Genomic DNA, 20,562 nt, shown 5'->3' with positions numbered 1-20,562 from the left:
ATTGCGCTACATTCTGTATTCACCATGCCTTTATCTAACCAATCCGAGTCACTAAATCAGCCTGATCTGCGCAATTGGCTAGGGGAGCAGGCTGAGCGCTTGGGATTTGATGGATTGCGCATTACTGATACCCATTTAGGCCCTGCAAGTGAGCGCTTGCAGAAATGGTTGGCTGAAGGGCGCCATGGCCATATGGACTATATGGAGCGCCATGCCGATTTGCGTGCTAAGCCAGAGTTATTGGTGCCTGGCGCAGTCAGAGTGATTTGCGTCTCGATGAACTACCTTCCTCTAGAGAGTGATTTTGATGTTGAGTGGCGGCGACTAGCAGATCCGACTCAAGCAGTTGTCTCGCTGTATGCGCGTGGACGTGACTATCACAAAGTATTGCGTAATCGTTTGCAAGAGTTTGCCAAACTGATCGAAGAAAAAATTGGCGCCTTTGGTTATCGTGTCTTTACAGACTCAGCGCCATTAATGGAAGTCGAGTTAGCGCGCAAAGCGGGTTTAGGTTGGCGCGGTAAACATACACTGCTGCTCAATCGAGAATCGGGCTCCACGTTTTTCTTGGGCGAGATCTTGGTCGATGTACCGCTGCCAATGGATGAAGAGCAAGCAGAACATTGCGGTACTTGCCAGTCCTGCATCGATGTCTGTCCTACTCAAGCGATTACTGCCCCTTATCAATTAGATGCACGCCGTTGCATCTCCTACTTGACCATTGAAAATCCCGAGGCGATTCCGGTAGAGTTCAGAAGTGCGATGGGGAATCGGGTCTATGGTTGTGATGACTGCCAATTGATTTGCCCATGGAATAAATTTGCCCAGCGCACCAGCTTGCCTGACTTTGCACAGCGTCATGGTTTAGGACAAGCCAGTCTGCTGCACCTTTGGTCATGGACTGAAGCTGAGTTTGAGCAACGTCATGAGGGTAGTGCCATTCGCAGAATTGGTTACAGTCGCTGGCGTCGCAACTTAGCGGTTGCTATGGGCAATGCACTAGCGAGCTCGACAGTTTCAGAGGCGGAGAAGGCGCAGATTCATCGGGCCTTAAGTGCGGCTTTAGGTACTGCCGATCCCTTGGTGGCAGAACATATTGAGTGGGCCCTAGGGGCTGACAGGGCTTACAATTAATTCATGTCTTCATCTGACCAACCATATATTGATCCTAGCGAGATCGCGCTCGAGGAAGCTGTAGCCCAGCGCTTTAAAAATCCCAGTGATGCATTCTGGACAGGAATGCGGGACGCCGCTGGCGCTCCTGCAATGGTGCTCTTTGCGGGAATGGTGGGTTTTGGTGCGATGGGGAAGACCAATGGCTTTGATGTGTGGTTTACCACCTTTACTTCATTCTTCATGTTCGCCTTGCCAGGGCAGGTGGTCTTATTTGAGATGGCCATTACAGGTTCTTCTGTTTTGGCAATTGCTCTAGCGGTGACCTTGACCTCAACCCGTTTCATCACGATGACGGTGACGCTCTTTCCGCAATTTCATCAGAGAGATCGCAATCGCAGCTTATATGCCTCCGTCCATTTATTAGCAATGACAGCGTGGGCTATTTCGATGCGAGAGTTTCATGCAATCGAAACCAAACACCGTTTGAACTATTTTGTGGGACTTGGTTTACTCTGCTGGCTCATCTCAGTGCCGGGCACGATTCTGGGATATTTCTTGGCTGGGATGGTGCCTACGCCAGTGACTCTGGGCCTTGTCTTTATTAATCCCTTATTTTTCTTGCTTACCTTTACAGAGGTCAAGCCTTGGATTAACCGCATCGCAATTTGCCTAGGTTGTATCTTTGGGCCCATCTTCTTTCTGATTGATCGCGACACGAGCCTGTTATCGGCAGGCGTAGTTTCAGGAACACTGGCTTACTTTATTGATCGCAAGTTCTTGCGCAAAAAAGCGGGATTCATCGGATGAACGGCGTAATCGATACGATGACTAGTGCCCTGTCTGGTTGGGGTCTGTGGCTTGCCTTAGTCGGAGCTTGCTTAGGAACTTATTTTTGTCGCGCGATTGGCGTATTTTTGTCGAACAGTATTAATCAAGATAGTGAAATCTTTCGTTGGCTAGCGGCTATTACTTATGCGATGGTAGCCGCCTTAACTGTGCGTTTGATAGTGATGCCCTTGGGCTTAATGGCTACCGTGCCTTTATGGATTCGCATTCTCATTTGCGTCTTAAGTATTGGTGTGATGGTTTCCAAACCCACCAGGCGTTTAGTTCCAGCCTTATTGACTGGAACTTTACTCATGGTCAGTTACGGCGTAATGCGCTAAGTATTTATTAGAGGTGCGCTGCCAAGATTCTGGCGATATGCACCGCTTCTCTTTGAGTGCCATCGGCGATTTGATGACGACAGCTCGTACCGTCAGCCACCACCCAACTATCGGGTGATTTCCGAATGCTTGGTAGTAAGCTAGCTTCAGCCATTTGTTTGGACACTGCAATGTGTTCTGCCTCATAACCAAAACTACCAGCCATACCGCAGCAAGAGGATTCAATCAGTTTAGGCTCAGCCTTTGGAATGAGTTTGAGTAATTCCATTGCGGGAGTAACCGCAGCAAAAGACTTCTGATGGCAGTGACCATGAAAGAGTACCTGTTTACTGGCTTCTTTAAGGTGGAGTTTGAGAGTGCCCGCTTTTGCTTCGCTGGCTAAAAATTCTTCCAAAAGTTGAGCCTGTTTAGAAACGCTGATCGCTTTGTCCCCAAAGCCCATCACTAAGGCTTCATCTTTCAGCGTGAACAGACAAGAAGGCTCTAAACCAATAATTGGAATGTGCTTGTCGGCGTAAGGAGCAAGGTGATCGACTAATTCACCTAAAGTTTCTTTGGCTTTATCCACCATGCCTGCTGCAAGATAGGTTCTGCCACAGCAAAACTCTTTGGAGCAGGTGTTTGCTGTATTGCTTTCGCTCTTACCTTGGCTTTGATCTTCTCTTTTGTGCGGAATATGTACGCGATAGCCTGCAGCTTGGAGCACTTTCAGTGCAGCTGTCAGGTTCTCATCTTCAAAATAGGCATTGAAAGTATCGGCTAGCAAGACCACGCCCTTGCCATTCGTGCTCTGCGCTAATTCTTCTGGTGTGAACTGGTAGTTTGATGCAAATTTCTGATTCCAGAACGTCTTACTCTTCCAGATAGGCAAACTTCTTTGTGCAGAAATGCCCATCACCCATTCCTGTAGTTTGGCTACTGGTGGGATGTGATTGCGTAGGTTGAGTAAGGCGGGTAATAATGGAATATTGCTAATACTTGCCGCGTACTTTGGTAGATATGCCACAGCGAGATCTCGCAAGGAGTGGCCAACCCGCTTCTTGTAAGCTGATAAGAACTCAATCTTCATCTTGGCCATATCGACGCCAGTAGGGCACTCACGACGGCAGGCTTTGCAACTGACACAGAGTTCCATCACTTCTTTAATCGCATCACTCGCTAGTGGGGATGAATCGACTGTTGACCCACTTTTGATGTCGAGTTGATTCGATAGCGCCAAGCGTAAGGTGTTCGCTCTACCTCGAGTGAGATGTTTCTCATCACGGGTGACGCGATAACTAGGACACATCACTTCAGCATCAAACTTACGGCAGTGACCATTGTTATTACACATCTCCACTGCCTTGGCCAAGCCCATGGCAGGATCGCCACCGGTACCTGGCGCAGTTGTTTCTTCTGTAACTGGGTCGTTCTGCACATTCCAGGCTGACCAATCTAAAGCTGGTTGCAATGGAATCACTTTGTAATTCGGCGGAAATCGAAAATTGATGGAGTCATCCATCTTGGGGGGATTCACAATCTTGCCGGGATTAAATAAACCCTTCGGATCAAAAGCATATTTGATTTCAGAGAGGGCTTGCGTGATCTTGGGGCCAAACTGCCAAGAGATCCACTCACCACGACATAGACCATCGCCATGTTCACCGCTGTATGCACCTTTGTATTTACGCACTAAAGCAGAGGCTTCTTCAGCAACAGCGCGCATTTTCTGTGCGCCATCTCTGCGCATATCCAAAATCGGGCGTACATGCAAGGTGCCTACAGAGGCGTGGGCATACCAAGTACCGCGTGAGCCATATTTAGAGAAGACATCCGTGAGTGCTTGGGTGTAATCAGCAAGACTCTCCAGGGGCACTGCGCAGTCTTCAATAAAACTCACCGGTTTGCCATCGCCTTTGAGACTCATCATGATGTTTAAGCCGGCCTTGCGCACTTCCCACAAGTTCTTTTGTAATGCAGCGTCTGGCATGGCCACAACAGAGCCTGGTAAACCCAGATCGCTCATGAGTTCTTGTAAGGCTTTGAGTTTATCCAGCAGTGGTGCATGTGCTTCGCCTGAAAACTCCACCAAGAGAATGGCTTCAGGGGTCTGAGCAGTGTGATCAATCAGTGCACTCTCAATCGTTTTCTGAAAACTCGGATTACTGCGTGCTAAATCAATCATGGTGCGATCAACCAACTCCACTGCGGTCGGCCCTAATTTCACAATATGTTGAGCACTATCCATTGCCTTATAAAAACTGGCAAAGTTCACAATGCCTAATACCTTGTGCTGCGGCAAGGGTGCCAACTTAAGCTTGAGCGACTTGAAGTAGGCAAGGGTACCTTCGCTACCCACTAAGAGATGCGCTAAATTGACGCTGCCATCTTGGGTGTAGGGCAATTCGCTTTGGGGGTGGAAGATATCGAGGTTGTAACCCGCAACGCGTCGTAACACTTTAGGAAAGTGCGCCTCAATCTCAGGCTGCAATGTATTGGACAGACCTTTCACAAAGTTACCGAGTTCTCTAGCAACTCCAGAACTGCTTGCGTAGTTGGCAAATTCACCAACTTGGCCATTTGCGAGCCAAGCATTGATACCTAAGACGTTGTGCACCATATTGCCGTAAGCAATTGAGCGACTACCGCAGGAGTTATTCCCTGCCATGCCCCCAATGGTTGCTTGCCCAGCAGTAGAAACGTCCACTGGGTACCAGAGACCATGTTGTTTGAGTGAGCCATTAAGGTGATCGAGCACCATACCAGGCTCAACCTCTACATAGCCTTGATCAAGATTGAGATCGAGTACATTTCTGAAATACTTCGTGTTATCAATCACCAGTGCTGCGCCAGTAGTTTGGCCGCACTGACTTGTGCCACCGCCACGTGGCAAAACAGGTACACCGAGTTCCGCTGCAATCTGAATAGCAGTAGCAATATCTTGCGCTGTCTTCGGTACAAAGACGGCAACGGGCATTGCTTGATAAATAGAAGCATCAGTTGCGTAACGACCACGGCTAGCGCTATCGATCATCACCTCGCCTGAGGTTTCTTGGCGTAGGCGTTTGGCTAATTGAGCCTGATCTACCATTAACTCTTTGAGGTCTAAGGGTTTATTCATTTGACTGTCTCGGTCTCAGGAGTTTCGGCTTTGAGTAACTGGATAACAACATCACGTTTGTTTTGCACGTGGGTCATCATGATCTTGCGCATGCGCCCAGGATCTCTTGCTTTAAGGGCATCGAGCATCTCTTGATGCTCTTCTACAGCCTTCTCCCATTTAACACCATCTTGATTAGAGCGAAAGCGTAAGGCTTCAATCCGAGCGTTGACTTGTGAAAAGAGTTTAGTGAGCACAGGATTACTGGCCGCTTGATTAATTAAGTGATGAATGCGCAGATTGAGTTTGTAGTAGGTGGATAAATCACGACGCGCATAGGAGGCCATCATTTCATATTGGAGCGCTTCTAGTTCTGAGAGGGCGGTATTCGTAATATTTTTGGCAGCGAGTTCACCCGAAAATCCTTCTAAGTCTGCAATCACATCAAAGGTGTGAATCACATCTGCCAGACTGAGTTGCACCGCAATCGCACCGCGATTGGCGATGAGCTCTACTAAGCCGTCTGCAGCTAGGCGACGAATCGCCTCCCGAATGGGGGTGCGTGATACATGTAAGCTCTCAGCCAATTCACGTTCATTGAGTTTGCTGCCCGGAGCAATCTTGCCCTCTACCAATAGCAATCTGAGCTTTTGGAAGATCGCCTCGTGCAAGTTCTGTGAGTTAGGCTGTTCTAGCAATGTCATGCCCTATTTCCTTAGCCACTAAATTTGTATACAAAAATACCAATAAGCCATCATAAAGTAAAAATATCAGATTTCAGGCCTATTTAAGGGCTTTATTTTAAAGTTTTATAGAAAAAATTGTATACAAAATGGAAAATTGGCAAAAATTGTCATACACTAAGCCTATTATTCAACCTAAAACCCGTGAGACAAAACATGCTGAAACTCGATAACCACGCATCTGGCCGCCATTTTCTACATATACCTGGGCCAAGTCCGGTACCGCCACGCATTTTGCGTGCCATCAGTTATCAAACCATCGATCACCGCGGTCCTGAATTTGGGCAGTTTGGTTTAAAGGTTCTAGACGGCATTAAGAAGATTTTTAAGACCGAGCAACCCGTCATTATTTATTCCGCATCTGGAACTGGCTCATGGGAAGGTGCGTTAGTAAATGTGCTGAGTCCTGGCGACAAAGTACTCTTTTATGAAACCGGTCAGTTTGCAAACTTGTGGCGTGCACTTGCTCAGAAAATTGGCTTAGTGCCAGAGGTAGTTGGTAAAGAAGGCAAAGACACTTGGCGTTGGGGTGTGGATGCTGATGTGATCGAGGAGCGTTTGCGAAAAGATACACAACATGAAATTAAAGCAGTGTGTGTAGTGCATAACGAAACCTCCACTGGTATGACGTCAAATATCGCTGCAGTTCGTAAAGCGATTGATGCCGCTAAGCATCCTGCCTTATTGCTCGTGGATAGCGTATCTGGCTTGGGTTCAGCCGATTATGAGCATGACAAATGGGGCGCTGATGTGACAGTATCTGGCTCACAAAAAGGCTTGATGCTACCCCCTGGTATTGGGTTTAATGCTTTATCACCGAAAGCAATTGAGGCTAGTAAAAACAGCAAGACCATGAAAGCGTATTTGGATTGGGAAGAAATTCTTGAGGCAAATAAAACAGGTTACTGGCCAACAACACCCAGCACGAATCTGATGTATGGCTTGCATGAAGCCATTGACATGATGTTGGCTGAAGGTCTAGACACGATTTTTGCACGTCATCAACGATTGGCTGAAGCCTGTCGTCGTGCAGTTACTGCATGGGGCCTTGAAAATCAATGTCAGGATGCAAGTGCATATTCTCCAGTCTTAACTGCCGCAGTAATGCCAGAAGGAATGGATGCAGACATCTTGCGTAAGCACGCCTTGGAAAAATTCAATCTTTCTCTGGGAACTGGTCTTGGCAAGCTCAAGGGCAAGATTTTCCGTATTGGCCATTTGGGTGACTGTAATGAGCTCAGCCTAATGGCTGCCCTGAGTGGGGTAGAGATGAGTTTGGGCGCGATGGGCTACAAACCTAAGGAAAGCGGCGTTGTGGCGGCTCAAGAGTTCCTGAAATAATCGAATTTAGGTGGAGACAGGGTGTGGCAGGGCCTAGGAAGCTAGGTCTGGCCACACCCCTTATAATTACAGCACTTCTATAGCTGTGCATTCATTGATTGAGACAGAAAGATTAAACATGTTAGCGACTAAACCTTATTTAACTCAGGCTGATGTTCAAAAGATTTTGAATGCAGCGGATCAACATGCTGCTAAAAATAATTTGGCAGTCACGATTGCCGTTTGTGATGATGGTGGTCACATGTTGGGATTAATTCGTCGCGATGGTTGTGCCCCTTTGTCTTCTTACATTGCTCAAGAAAAGGCACGCACTGCAGCTATGGGTAAACGCGAGACTCGTGTTTATGAAGAAATTATTAATAACGGACGCCATGCTTTCTTATCAGCCCCACATGTATCGGGCATGTTAGAAGGTGGTGTCAATATCGAGGTGAACGGGTTCACTATCGGCGCAGTCGGCGTTTCCGGCGTTAAATCGGCGGAGGATGCTGAAACCGCTAAGGCCGGCATCGCCGCCATTCTATAGATTTCCTTTTGACAAATACTGCTACTGAAATAACTTCTTCTCCAGGGGCTGACGACACAGTCGCCCCTAGTGTTACCCCTCCAGCAACAATCACATTTGCTGACTTTGGTTTAGATCCGCAGATTCAAAAAGCGGTATCCGAACAAGGCTACACCACTCCAACTCCGATTCAAGCGCAATCTATTCCGCACGTATTAGCGGGTAGTGATTTGATGGGTGCCGCCCAAACAGGTACAGGTAAAACTGCAGCTTTTGTTCTGCCGATCATTCAACGTATCTTGCGTCATGCTAGCAATAGCGCCTCTCCGGCCCGCCATCCAATTCGAGCCTTAGTACTCACGCCAACCCGAGAGTTAGCGGTACAAGTTGCAGAAAACGCAGGCAATTATTCCAAATACACCGATTTGCGCACCGCTGTGGTCTATGGCGGCGTGGATATGAAAGAACAAGTTGCGCTCTTGCGTAATGGCGTTGAGATATTGATTGCCACACCTGGACGCTTGCTGGACCACATTGGCTCTAAGGTCGCTAATTTGTCGCAGGTTGAGCTCTTAGTGCTTGATGAAGCAGACCGCATGCTCGATATGGGCTTCTTACCCGACTTGCAACGCATCATCAATTTAATTCCAGCGCAAAGACAAACACTCTTGTTCTCAGCAACTTTTTCTCCAGAGATCAAAAAACTGGCGCAAAGTTATTTACGTACTCCAGTGACTGTGGAAGTAGCCCGCCAAAATGCGGCTGCTGATACTGTGAAGCAAGTGATTCACATGGTGAACTCAGCTGATAAACAGCGCGCTATTGTGCAAGTTTTAGAAGCACGCACCCGCCAAGGTCTCTCTCGTCAATGCATCATCTTTACCAATAGCCGTTTGGGTTGCGCAAAGTTGTCACGTGCACTCGAACGAGATGGCATTAAAGCAGGCGCGATTCATGGGGATAAGAGCCAAGGTGAGCGTACTCTCACATTGGATGCATTTAAGTCTGGTGCCATTGAAGCCTTGGTAGCAACGGATGTTGCAGCTCGTGGATTGGATATTCCAGATATGCCATGCGTGATCAACCATGAGTTGCCATATAACGCCGAAGACTTTATTCACCGTATTGGTCGAACCGGCCGCGCTGGAAGCAAAGGCGACGCGATTGCTTTAGTGGACGCCAGCGAGAAGCGCTTGCTGGACGACATTGAAAAATTAATGAAGCGCAAGTTAGAGGTTGCTCCCTTGCCTAATGGTGCTCCTGCTCAGAGCAGATCTACTTCCAGTTCTACTCCTGCAAAAATGTCAGACCCATTTTTTTATAAACCTTATGAGCCTAGTGCAGCACCGCAAGCAGTAGAAGGCGCAAAGCCAGAAGAGAAGAAGGTGGGCATTACGCCAGCCAAGCCAGCAGTAGGCGCCTTATTAGGTGGCTTCAAAAAGAAATAAAGCAGTTTTGATTTGCTTAGGCGCTTTTCCAGGCCTGAGTAGCTGCCAATAGCCACTCAGCAATCGTGATGTTTTCACTATCGGGCAAATTGCTCAATCCCAAATGAATCGCAGCCTTACGTAATTCAACAAGGGATTGCTTTGCATCCTCAGTATGAATTTGCGTTGCGAGGGTTTGCTTACTCAATTTCTCCCCATGCTCATCGAGTACTAAGGGTAGATGTCGATACTGTGGGGCGTGATATCCCAATACATTTTGCAGATGCATTTGTCGGGCAGTATTACTCAGTAAATCCTCACCACGCACAATATGTGTAATGCCTTGATGGGCATCATCAACCACTACTGCGAGTTGATAGGTAAATAAACCATCACTTCTGCGCAGCACAAAATCACCCACTTCTTGATTGAGATCTTGGCCTTGAGAGCCTAATCTCAAATCCTCAAACTCAATATGGCAATTTTCGGGGAGGGCGAGTCGCACTGAAACTGTAGGACTATCGAACACGTCTAGTGATTGAAGCCCCAATACAGTTGGTCTACAGGTTCCGGGATAGACCATTTCTTGGTTACGAGGTGTTTGGATACCCAGCTTTGCCAAGGTGGTTGCAATGGTCTGCCGGGAGCAGGTGCAGGGATAAAGTAATTTGAGCTGCCCAAGGTGCTCTAAAGCGTTTTGGTAGAGCTCTTGGCGTTTGGACTGGTAAGTGAGCTCTTCATCCCAGCAAAGACCACAGGCAAGCAGTTGAGCCTGGATTTGCTGATCAGCCCCAGGGATAGTTCTGGGGGTGTCAATATCCTCAATTCTGAGCAACCATTTACCCTTATTTTTACGGGCATCTAGCCAGCTCCCGAGGGCTGCAACCAGCGATCCAGCATGGAGGGGGCCGGTGGGCGAAGGGGCAAATCGCCCGCGGTAGCCGTCGGGTGGGGATGAGGGGTTTTTTAGGTTCGACACAGCTAAAATCATCTCATGGCTTTACCCCGTTTTGTACATCTTCGCCTTCATTCCGAGTTTTCGATTACGGATGGAGTCGTTCGTATTGACGATGCGGTAGCCGCTGCGGCTAAAGATGACATGGGCGCGCTTGCTCTGACCGACCTGAGTAATTTATTTGGTCTGGTGCGTTTTTATAGTGCTGCCCGTGCAGGAGGTATCAAGCCGATTGCTGGTGCAGATGTGTGGGTCAGTAATCCACAGGATCCCGATCAACCCCATCGTTTATTGCTCTTAGTCCAAAATCATTCTGGTTATCTCAATCTGTGTGAGTTACTCAGTAGAGCATCTTTGGATAATCAATCACGTGGGCGTGCAGAAGTTGACTCTTCATGGTTTAGTGAGCCCTCTGCGAAAGCAGAAGACAAGGCCGCGAAGAAAACTTTAGCTTACGGTCTCATTGCACTCTCCGGGGCGCGTTTAGGTGAGATCGGTGCTGCCTTATTAGCAGGACAAGAGGATCAAGCCAAGATTATCGCCAAGCGATACGCCAAGCTTTTCCCGAAATCCTTTTATCTAGAGGTCCAGCGGGGCGGTCATCCGCAAGATGAAAAACAACTTCAGCTTGCTTGCCACCTCGCCAGTGAATTGGATTTGCCAGTGGTAGCAACTCATCCAGTGCAGTTCATGCAAAAAAGTGATTTCATTGCGCATGAGGCGCGCGTCTGTATTGCTGAAGGGGAATTATTGGGTAACCCACGACGCTCTAAGAAGTTTAATGATGAGCAGTATTTCTTAACGCAAGCTCAAATGGAGCAACGTTTTGCAGATTTGCCCGCGGCAATTGCGAACTCCGTAGAGATTGCCAAGCGTTGTAATTTATCTTTAGTTTTAGGTAAGCCACGTTTGCCAGATTTTCCAACCCCTCCTGGCATCACGCTGGATGATTATTTACTGCAGCAATCTGAAATTGGCCTAGAGCGTCACATGGAGCGCAATTTTCCAGATGCAGAGGAACGTGCCAAAGAAATGCCGCGTTATCACGAGCGCTTAGTCTTTGAGGTAAAAACGATTTCTCAGATGGGCTTCCCAGGTTATTTCTTAATCGTGGCGGACTTCATCAACTGGGCCAAAAATAATGGCGTTCCCGTTGGGCCAGGTCGTGGATCGGGTGCGGGCTCACTAGTAGCCTATTCATTAGGAATTACTGACCTAGACCCTCTGCGTTACAACCTGCTCTTTGAGCGTTTCTTAAATCCAGAGCGGGTCTCGATGCCCGACTTCGATATCGACTTTTGCCAGCACGGTCGTGACCGGGTGATTCAGTACGTGAAAGATAAATATGGCAAGGATGCGGTGAGTCAGATTGCTACCTTTGGAACCATGGCTGCACGAGCGGCCATTCGTGACGTAGGTCGTGTGCTGGAGCAGGGCTATAACTTTGTAGACGGCATTGCCAAATTGGTACCGAATAAGCCAGGTCAATATATGACGATTGAAATGGCCAAGAAAGAAGAGAAGCAATTGGCTGAACGTGAGAAGAATGAAGATGAGGTGCGTCAACTCCTCTCACTCGCGCAGCAATTAGAGGGCATGACCCGTAACGTGGGTATGCATGCGGGTGGTGTATTGATTGCCCCAGGGCGCCTCACCGATTTTTGTCCTCTCTATACCCAGGAAAGTAAAGATCAAGATAGCAGCTCAGTCATTAGTCAGTTTGATAAAGATGATGTTGAAGCCATCGGTCTTGTGAAGTTTGACTTCTTAGGCCTGACTACGCTAACTATCTTGGCTGCAGCAGAGCGCTGGATTAAAGCCTTACATGCTGATCGCAAGGACTGGAGTATCAGTGATATCTCCCTCGATGATGAAAAAGCCTTTGATGTTTTGAAGAGAGCGAATACGGTTGCCGTGTTCCAGCTAGAAAGCCGCGGCATGCAAGGCATGCTACGTGAAGCTAAGCCTGACCGCTTCGAAGACATTATTGCCTTGGTAGCCCTTTATCGTCCTGGACCAATGGATCTCATTCCAGACTTTATTGAGCGTAAGCATGGACGTCAAAAAGTGGAGTACCCAGATCCCCGTATTGAGCCAGTTCTGCGTGAAACCTACGGCATTATGGTTTATCAAGAGCAGGTGATGCAGATGGCGCAGATGATCGGCGGCTACTCTCTGGGTGGTGCTGATATGTTGCGTCGTGCGATGGGTAAGAAAAAGCCAGAAGAGATGGCCCAGCACCGTAAGATCTTTAGCGACGGTGCAAAAGCCGGCGGTATTAGCGAAGGCAAGGCAAACGAGATTTATGACTTGATGGAGCGTTTCGCTGGCTATGGATTTAATAAGTCCCATGCTGCTGCTTATGCGCTCTTGGCATATCAAACTGCTTGGCTCAAGGCTTACTACCCAGCAGAATTTATGGCGGCGAACTTATCGCTCGCAATGGATGACACCGATAAGGTGAAGATTTTGTATGACGATTGTTTGGCCAATCAGATTCGGGTGTTCTCGCCAGACATTAATACCGGTGTGTATGAGTTCACACCCTTGCGTGCTCCAGATGCTACCCCAGATTCATCAATCAGTCATATTCGTTATGGCTTAGGTGCGGTTCGAGGCACTGGAGAGGCAGCAATTGAGGCGATTGTGAAAGCGCGTGAGACGGGCGGACCATTTAAAGACTTGTTTGACTTCTGTGCACGGGTTGATCGTCGACAAGTGAATCGCCGCGCAATTGAGGCTTTGATGCGCGCTGGCGCATTCGACAGTCTCTATCGGGATTCTGTTCCAGCAGGTGGCAATCTGTACGATATTCGCTCAACCTTGTTGGCTTCTTTGGCAAGAGCAATTGAGGCGGCAGAACAAGCTGAGGCCTCAATTCATCAAGTGAGTTTGTTTGATATCGCTGGTGAGGAAGATCGGCATCTCCCAGAGTTGGTACGTGAACCTGTTTGGTCTGAGAAGAAACGGCTTCAAGAAGAAAAAACAGCGCTTGGCCTGTGTTTGACTGGGCATATGTTTGATGCCTATCGCGAGGAGACGGCGCATTTCATACGCCAACCTTTGGCTAAGGTGGCAGAAGGTAAAGATCAGCTGATAGCGGGCATCATCACCTCTGCAAGAATGCTCACTGGCCAACGTGGCCGCATGATGATTGCAACGATTGATGATGGTAGTGCGGCAATCGAGGTAACCCTCTATAGCGAGGTATATGAGCCCAATCGCTCTTGGCTCAAAGAAGATGAGATGCTTATTGCGAAGGTGAATGTCACTCCTGATAAATTCTCGGGTGGTGTGCGAGTTGTAGCTGAAGCTGTGATGGATATCACTGGTGCGCGGATGCGTTTTGCTCGCAATGTACACGTCTGCATTGATTCGGCAATTGATTTGAAGATGCTGCGTAGCCAAATCGGCCCCTATTTAATGGCCAATCGTGTACGAGATCCAAAGTTCGGTGCCCCACCGCCAATGCCTGGATCGAATGATGGCGTGAAGGGTTTGATGCTAACCGCTGCGGTTACCACTAGCGGTGGCGCATGCTTAATGCAATTTCCTGAAGAGTTGCGAATTTACCCGGATGATGCTTGCTTGCATAGCCTCAATCAATTATTGGCCTCAAAGCAAAAAGACCCTGTGCAGGTTCAGTACCACTAATTACTTTTGCAATACTTGCTCAATCGCTTCGATGACTTGAGCAGGCTCTAATAAATCCAAGCATTCACTATAGCTATCAGCCCGATCTAAGCAGCCTGCTTTGCGGCAAGGAACGCATTCACCTGGGCCCTGAAGGATAGTGACATTACCTACAGTTTGAGAGCGGGCGCGTAATTGATAGGGCTGCTCGCCGATAAAGCCATTAGGCCACGGGCCAAAGTTAGTAGGTGGTGTGGCGCCAAATAAGGTGATGGTTGGCGTATTACAAGCTGCTGCTAAATGGGTAATTGAGGTATCCACCCCAATGTAGAGAGCAGCTCCACGCAAAAGCGTCCCAGCTTGAGGGATCGATAGCTTCCCAGCAGTATTCATTACTTTTGCACGAGTTTGCTCATCCAGTAAGGAGAAGATGTCTTGATTCAGTTGCACATCCTGCTTTGCTGGAGAAGCACTTAATACGACTTGGAAACCCTTGCTTACTAGCCAGGTAATGATGTGTTGCCAATGCGCTAGAGGCCAACGCTTATAGGCCGTAAGCGGCCCTGGATGAATCACGACATAAGGCTGTACCAGCGTATTAGCAATGATTGGGGTCAGTACTTTTCCAGCAGGTGGGGTAACGGCGATTGGTTTATTAAATAATTCAGCGGGACTTTTGAAGAAGGCTTCAAGTAAGCGTAATTTTTCTGCAATGACATGTTGCTTAAAGTAATCCACATCCACGGTATGCATGCAAATGAATTTTTTCCATGCATTTTGTTTATCGCTCTTACTTCTTTTGGATTGATCCCAAGCATCTTTGCCTTGAGGATGACCTCCCAAAACACCGACTCTTCTGAAAGCGGCAACTAAGCCATACAGGTAAGCTCTATCGCTTGGCTGAGTAACGATCGCCAAGTCATAGCGCTGAAATAAGCGATTGAAGAGAGAAAGGTATTCTCCAAATCCAGGGCGATCTGAAGTTTCAATGACTTCAGTAATGTTCGGATTGCCATGGAGCATATCTAGCTTGCCGCGATAACCTAGAAAATGAAACTCTGCATCTGGCCAAAGCTCTCTGGCTTTGCTAATGAGTGGGGTGGTGACAAGTACATCACCAATTTGCCGAGTGGCAATAAACAAAACTTTTTTAGGTTTAAGGTTAGAAAATTTGGCCATAGGAAATGGTCTTACATTGCCTTAGCAAGAATCTTGTCACGAACGCGGCGCGCATTTTCAGCGGCATTACTTTGATCGTGAATCTGATGAAATAAATGCAAGACTTCAGTTGCCCATGCACCTGATTTGCGGATGATGTGATTACGTTGTAAGCGGAATATAAAATCAGCATCTTCATGACCCCAGCCGGTCATAGTTTCATCAAAGCCACTAATGGCTTGAGCATCTACTTTCCAGCAAGCCATATTGCAGCCTTTAATGCGACGCCAAACGAACTTTTTGTAATCTCGCCATCTGCCACTGCCGAGCTTCATCTTGAGGGGTAGGTACTTGTTAATTTCCCCGCGAATGCGTTTGGCTAAAAGGCCAGCACTAAAGCGTTGGAAATCCCAATGCGGCCAGGTCAAGATTTCCTTGGTGAGTTTTTCATTTAGCAAGACGCGACTACCTGTCACCAAATGCCCTTGTTGGGCTAGGTTGCGATGACGGGCTACAAAATCGGGCTGCACAATGCAATCACCATCTAGAAAGATTAGATACTCTCCCCGAGCAGCAGCAATCGCTTGATTGAGAATAGTCGTTTTCCGAAATCCTTGATCTTCTTGCCAGAGGTGTTGAATTGCGATAGAGCAGGATGTTTTGAACTGCTCAATAGCATGCTTAGTAGTCTCAGTAGAACCATCGTCAGCAATAATGATTTCAAAATCACGATCCGTTTGGGTGGCAAGGGATTCGAGGCAGAGCTTGAGTGCTTGTGGCCAATTGTAGGTGGCCAACAAAATTGAAATCATTTACGGGCTTCCTGATTCAGATGCCACAACTTGATATAGCGATAGTAAGTACCTTGGCCATTAGAAACTGCTAAAGCAAAGCCTTGCGCACCATCTAAGAATCCGGCGCGAATAATATAAGTACGAAAGAATGCCCAAAGTCCATGGAGGACTGCTTTAACTGGGGTGCTGGTTTTGCCTTTAGAAAATGCTTGTTCGGCAGAGGCGGTGGAATAGCGATCTAGCTTTTGTAAGACCTGGGAATAATTCATGAAGCTAAAGTGCAGCATGGGATTTTCAAGCTTGGCTACTTGCCCATTGGGAATTAATCGTTCATGCACCAGATCATTTGAAAAGCGGGCAGTACCCCTTTTAAAGAGGCGATCAACATAATCCGGCGTCCAGCCTGAATGGCGAATAAAGCGTCCGCAGTACCAAGAAAGACGGGGGATAGCAAAACAATCTATATGGGCGCTATGGTGAATAGCTGTCAAAATTTCTGAGCGTAGGGCTGGGGTAAGGCGCTCATCAGCATCCAATGACAAAACCCAATCCCCCATCGCCAGATCTAAAGCACGGTTCTTTTGAGGCCCAAAACCGGGCCAATCTGGTGGACTGGCAATGACAGCGCCATATTTTTGGGCGATCTCAAGGGTGCGGTCTGCACTAGCGGTATCAACCACTACTATCTGCTGGGCAATGCCCTCCAGGGAGGCTAGACAATCGTCCAAATTGGCCTCTTCATTGCGGGTGATGAGTATGACTGATAAGGTGGGCATAATTCATTATATGAATGCTCAAGACCGTACCGCTCTAAATCGCTTAATTACCTACCTGAAACCCCATATTGGCCTGATTATTGGGTCATTGGTGGCTATGGCTTTTGTGGCAGCCGCCGAGACCTCTATTCCGGCTTTGATGAAGCCCTTGCTTGACCGGGGTTTTACTGGTCAGCTGAATAGCAAACTTTGGCAGGTGCCGGTTTTCTTGGTGGGCTTGGCTATGGTCCGCAGTTTGGCGCAATTCTTATCGAATTATTTATTGTCGCGAGTCATTAATTCGGTGTTGCTGAAATTACGTCAACAAATGTTTCAAACTTTGTTAAACGCAAGTACTGCCTTTTTCCAAAAAAATTCTGCATCCAATTTAATTAATGCCGTTGTATTTGAAGTGAATAATGTGCTTTCTATTATGGGGGGTATGCTCATCAGTCTGGTGCGAGACTCGCTTACAGTGGTCGGTCTCATGGGGTATTTGATTTATTTGAACTGGCAATTGACGCTTGTTGTATTAGTTATCTTCCCCATCATCGCATTCATTATGAGCAAAATTAATCGGCGCTTACGTTCTCTGAATCGCGAACAACAGACTTTGACCAGTGATTTAGCGTATATCGTGGAAGAGGCAGCAGCTGGCTATAAGATAGTTAAAGTTCATGGTGCTGAGCAATATGAGATGAATCGCTTTTTAGAAAAAGCGGACCGATTGCGCCAGTTTGCTTTGAAGTCTGCTGTGGCAGGCGGCTTGAACCAGCCGATTACTCAGTTGATCGCCTCAATGGCCTTATCGGTGGTGCTGGTGATTGCCTTAATGCAATCAGCCACTGAAGGCACGACAGTTGGCGGCTTTGCAGCCTTTATTACTGCGATGATGCTAGTCATCTCCCCCCTAAAACACTTGGCTGACATCAATCAACCCTTGCAGCGGGGTCTGACTGCCGCTGAAATGATCTTTGGCCTAATGGATCAGCCATTTGAAGAAGATGAAGATCGAAGGCTCAATATGAGAGCTTTGGATAAAGCAAAAGGTGGTATCCGCTTCGAGAATGTCAACTTCTCTTACCAGCAAGAAGAGGGCCGCAAAGATGCTTTAAATGGGATCAATCTTTTAATTAAGCCGGGTGAAGTAGTCGCCTTTGTTGGCCCATCGGGCGGAGGTAAATCTACCTTAGTGAATTTACTACCACGTTTCTTTAAGCCTACAAGTGGCCATATTTTCTTGGACGATATTCCTCTGGAGAATATTGTCTTAGCTGACGTCAGAAGGCAGATTGCATTCGTGAGTCAGGATGTCATCCTGTTTAATGACACTATTGCTGCAAACGTAGCCTATGGCGCTTCTGATCAAAATGGTATTGATCGAGGAAGAGTCATTGAGGCTTTAGAAGCCGCTAATCTGGGCGCGCTGATGAAAGAGTTGCCAGAGGGCATTGATTCTATGGTTGGTGACAATGGCAACCGCTTATCTGGCGGCCAGCGCCAGCGACTGGCAATCGCTCGTGCCATCTATAAGAACGCGCCTATCTTGATCTTAGATGAGGCTACTTCAGCGCTAGATTCAGAGTCTGAGCGTCAAGTTCAAGATGCCCTAGACCGACTGATGGCTGGCAGAACCACTCTGGTGATTGCACATCGCCTATCTACGATTGAGCATGCTGACCGCATTGTGGTGCTTGAGCATGGCCAAATTGTAGAAAACGGTTCTCATGAAGACTTAATTAAGCAGGATGGTCTGTATGCCAACTTGCATCGCATCCAGTTTTCTAACGCTTAAAGTCGCACTAACTCAGAACGATATCGTATTGCTCTTGGCGGAAGCTACCTTCTGCTTGGAGGGTAATCGGCTTGCCAATGAAGTCGCCCAATTGGGCTAAGAATTGATTTTCTTCTTCAAGAAATAGATCAATCACATCAGGTGCAGCCACAATCCTAAATTCACGGGGATTAAATTGGCGATGCTCGCGCACAATCTCACGCAAGATTTCATAGCAAATAGTTTGTGCGGTTTTAATTTCCCCTTTGCCCATGCAAGTGGCACAAGGTTCGCAGGTAATGTGAGCTAAGGATTCACGGGTACGCTTGCGGGTCATTTCTACCAAACCTAAAGCAGAAAATTCGCTAACAGAGGTGCGAGCATGATCACGCTCCAGGTTGCGCTTCAGCTCATGAAGAACAGACTCTTGATGATCTTTGCCAACCATATCAATGAAGTCAATAATGATGATGCCACCAAGATTACGTAAGCGTAATTGACGAGCAATCGCTTGCGCTGCTTCTAGATTTGTTTTAAAGACAGTGTCATCCAGATTGCGTGCACCAACATAGCTGCCAGTATTGACATCAATAGTAGTCATCGATTCTGTTTGGTCAATCATGAGATAGCCACCAGATTTCAGATCCACTCTACGACCTAAGGCTTTATTAATTTCTGCATCTACATCAAATAAATCAAAGAGGGCGCGCTCACCACGATGCAAAGTTAGCTTACCTAAGAGATTGGGCATATAAAGATTGGCAAAACCCTTCAGCTTCTCAAAATTCTCAGCAGAGTCAACCCGAATTTGCGTTGTTTCTTCACCCGCTACATCACGTAACACTCGCTCAGCTAGGCTGAGATCTTGATACAAGAGCGTGGGTGCAGGATGATGCTTCATCGCCTCCCGAATATTTTCCCAAGTGGTGCGCAGATAATGCATATCGTGCTGTAACTCAGTATCAGAGGCATCTTGGGCGCTAGTGCGCACGATGATGCCACCTTTTTCATCAGCGGCCATCAGCCCAGCAAGCCGGGCTTTAATGGCTTCACGCTCTTCTGCTTGGTCGATGCGTTGGGACACGCCAATGTATTTCTCGGTTGCTGTATCGCTACCTGCTGGAGGTAGATACACAAGATTGCGACCAGCAATACTGAGCTGGGTTGTTAAGCGAGCGCCTTTGGTACCCAAAGGATCTTTTAATACTTGCACCAAGATAGTTTGCCCCTCAAACAACAGCTTCTCAATTTGGGCTTGGGGATTATTTTGGGTAATGTCAGCAACGTGCATAAATGCGGTACGCTCAAGACCAATCTCAATAAAGGCTGATTGCATGCCCGGGAGCACTCGTACAACTTTGGCTAAATAGATATTGCCCACAATACCGCGCTGGCGAGTGCGCTCAATCTGCAATTCCTGCACAGCGCCTTGCTGAATTAAAGCAACTCGCGTTTCTTGCGGGGTGATATTGATGAGGATTTCTTCATTCATATGCATGTCACTTGAGCGCGCTTTAAAAGTTGGGCTGTTTCATATAAGGGAAGGCCCATGATACCGCTATAGCTTCCCTCTATTGAGGGAATAAAGGCACCCCCAAGGCCCTGGATGCCGTAAGCTCCTGCTTTACCGAAAGGCTCCCCACTGGCAATGTAATGATTGATTTGATCCGGCGATACAGCTGAAAACTGGACCTTGGATACTTGTACGAAAGCGAGAGGGGCTGCTTGTGGAGTAACAGTAATGGCAACTGCGGTAAGTACCTCATGAACTTGGGCGCTGAGTAAATTTAATATTCGTGCTGCGTCGACGGCGTCTGTTGGTTTACCCAAAATCTCCGCATCAGCACTATTGGGAATGCTGACCGTAGTATCTGCGCACAAGATGGGCGCCCATTCCAAACCACTTTTATGCCAGCGTTGTAAAGCAGCTTTACTCTTTGCCAGGGTGACCCGTTGAACATAGTCATATGCTTTTTCATGGGGAAGGGGTATTTCAATACTCTCAGTCTCCTCACCGGGAGCTGGGGCTAGCATTTCAAAGTGAACGCCCAGCTGCCTTAATAGCTCCTGGCGACGTGGGCTTTGGGAGGCTAGATAGATAAACGAATGCACAGGA

General features: G+C 47.6%; 16 protein-coding genes. 8 read left to right on the top strand and 8 right to left on the bottom strand.

Going from position 1 to position 20,562, the window contains the following annotated elements; all coding sequences use genetic code 11:
• The first annotated feature begins 24 nt into the window (after positions 1-24).
• From queG to C2757_RS06360, 3 genes are read left to right on the top strand one after another with little or no spacing between them, the layout of a single operon-like run.
• Positions 25-1,134 (top strand): tRNA epoxyqueuosine(34) reductase QueG, encoded by a 1,110-nt coding sequence (gene queG, locus C2757_RS06370; protein ID WP_215373617.1) that lies wholly within the window; start codon positions 25-27, stop codon positions 1,132-1,134.
• A gap of 3 nt (positions 1,135-1,137) precedes the next feature.
• Positions 1,138-1,923: an AzlC family ABC transporter permease gene (locus C2757_RS06365; protein ID WP_215373615.1), complete on the top strand. Its 786-nt coding sequence runs from the start codon at positions 1,138-1,140 to the stop codon at positions 1,921-1,923.
• Complete coding sequence (locus tag C2757_RS06360; protein ID WP_251366723.1) at positions 1,920-2,282, top strand: AzlD domain-containing protein; 363 nt, start codon at positions 1,920-1,922, stop codon at positions 2,280-2,282. Before C2757_RS06365 ends, C2757_RS06360 begins: the two co-directional genes overlap by 4 nt.
• 7 nt (positions 2,283-2,289) lie before the next feature.
• On the opposite strand, the gene C2757_RS06355 is transcribed toward C2757_RS06360, so the two are convergent.
• Together C2757_RS06355 and C2757_RS06350 are read right to left on the bottom strand one after the other, a co-directional pair.
• On the bottom strand, positions 2,290-5,382 hold the full coding sequence (locus C2757_RS06355; RefSeq protein WP_215373613.1) for an FAD-binding and (Fe-S)-binding domain-containing protein: 3,093 nt from the start codon (positions 5,380-5,382) through the stop codon (positions 2,290-2,292).
• The gene (locus tag C2757_RS06350; protein WP_215373611.1) at positions 5,379-6,065 is read right to left on the bottom strand and encodes a GntR family transcriptional regulator; all 687 of its coding nucleotides are present in this window, start codon (positions 6,063-6,065) and stop codon (positions 5,379-5,381) included. The genes C2757_RS06355 and C2757_RS06350 overlap by 4 nt, the downstream gene beginning before the upstream one ends.
• Positions 6,066-6,260: 195 nt before the next feature.
• Here C2757_RS06350 and C2757_RS06345 point away from each other — a divergent pair, with 195 nt between their 5' ends.
• From C2757_RS06345 to C2757_RS06335, 3 genes are all read left to right on the top strand, one after another.
• Positions 6,261-7,445: an alanine--glyoxylate aminotransferase family protein gene (locus C2757_RS06345; protein WP_215373610.1), complete on the top strand. Its 1,185-nt coding sequence runs from the start codon at positions 6,261-6,263 to the stop codon at positions 7,443-7,445.
• 118 nt (positions 7,446-7,563) lie between these two features.
• Positions 7,564-7,971, top strand: coding sequence for a heme-binding protein (locus C2757_RS06340; RefSeq protein ID WP_088524809.1), 408 nt, complete (start codon positions 7,564-7,566; stop codon positions 7,969-7,971).
• A gap of 8 nt (positions 7,972-7,979) precedes the next feature.
• Positions 7,980-9,398, top strand: coding sequence for a DEAD/DEAH box helicase (locus C2757_RS06335; protein WP_215373608.1), 1,419 nt, complete (start codon positions 7,980-7,982; stop codon positions 9,396-9,398).
• A 16-nt stretch (positions 9,399-9,414) separates the two neighbouring features.
• Here the strand turns inward: C2757_RS06335 and gluQRS are convergent, their stop codons facing one another.
• The gene (gene gluQRS / locus C2757_RS06330; protein WP_215373606.1) at positions 9,415-10,368 is read right to left on the bottom strand and encodes a tRNA glutamyl-Q(34) synthetase GluQRS; all 954 of its coding nucleotides are present in this window, start codon (positions 10,366-10,368) and stop codon (positions 9,415-9,417) included.
• Between the two features lie 3 nt (positions 10,369-10,371).
• Between gluQRS and dnaE the strand changes: the two genes are divergently transcribed.
• Positions 10,372-13,986: a DNA polymerase III subunit alpha gene (gene dnaE / locus C2757_RS06325; RefSeq protein ID WP_215373604.1), complete on the top strand. Its 3,615-nt coding sequence runs from the start codon at positions 10,372-10,374 to the stop codon at positions 13,984-13,986.
• Here dnaE and C2757_RS06320 read toward each other — a convergent pair whose 3' ends face one another.
• The 3 genes from C2757_RS06320 to C2757_RS06310 are packed head-to-tail and all read right to left on the bottom strand — an operon-like array spanning position 13,987 to position 16,693.
• A complete protein-coding gene (locus tag C2757_RS06320) occupies positions 13,987-15,144 on the bottom strand; it encodes a glycosyltransferase family 9 protein (protein ID WP_215373603.1) in 1,158 nt (385 codons plus the stop codon).
• A gap of 11 nt (positions 15,145-15,155) precedes the next feature.
• Entirely contained in the window at positions 15,156-15,935 is a 780-nt protein-coding gene (locus C2757_RS06315; protein ID WP_215373601.1) for a glycosyltransferase family 2 protein, read from the bottom strand.
• Positions 15,932-16,693, bottom strand: a complete 762-nt coding sequence (locus C2757_RS06310; RefSeq protein ID WP_215373599.1) for a glycosyltransferase family 2 protein — start codon at positions 16,691-16,693, stop codon at positions 15,932-15,934. The genes C2757_RS06315 and C2757_RS06310 overlap by 4 nt, the downstream gene beginning before the upstream one ends.
• A gap of 10 nt (positions 16,694-16,703) precedes the next feature.
• On the opposite strand from C2757_RS06310, the gene msbA reads away from it, so the two are divergent.
• A complete protein-coding gene (msbA, locus tag C2757_RS06305; protein ID WP_215373597.1) occupies positions 16,704-18,467 on the top strand; it encodes a lipid A export permease/ATP-binding protein MsbA in 1,764 nt (587 codons plus the stop codon).
• A 7-nt stretch (positions 18,468-18,474) separates the two neighbouring features.
• Here the strand turns inward: msbA and rng are convergent, their stop codons facing one another.
• Complete coding sequence (rng, locus tag C2757_RS06300) at positions 18,475-19,938, bottom strand: ribonuclease G (protein ID WP_215373596.1); 1,464 nt, start codon at positions 19,936-19,938, stop codon at positions 18,475-18,477.
• Positions 19,935-20,558, bottom strand: a complete 624-nt coding sequence (locus tag C2757_RS06295; RefSeq protein WP_215373594.1) for a nucleoside triphosphate pyrophosphatase — start codon at positions 20,556-20,558, stop codon at positions 19,935-19,937. Before C2757_RS06295 ends, rng begins: the two co-directional genes overlap by 4 nt.
• Positions 20,559-20,562 lie beyond the last annotated feature (4 nt).

Origin of the sequence: Polynucleobacter sp. MWH-Svant-W18, from assembly GCF_018687495.1 — a bacterium.
Classification (GTDB): domain Bacteria; phylum Pseudomonadota; class Gammaproteobacteria; order Burkholderiales; family Burkholderiaceae; genus Polynucleobacter.
This window is presented reverse-complemented; position numbering and strand designations above follow the sequence as displayed.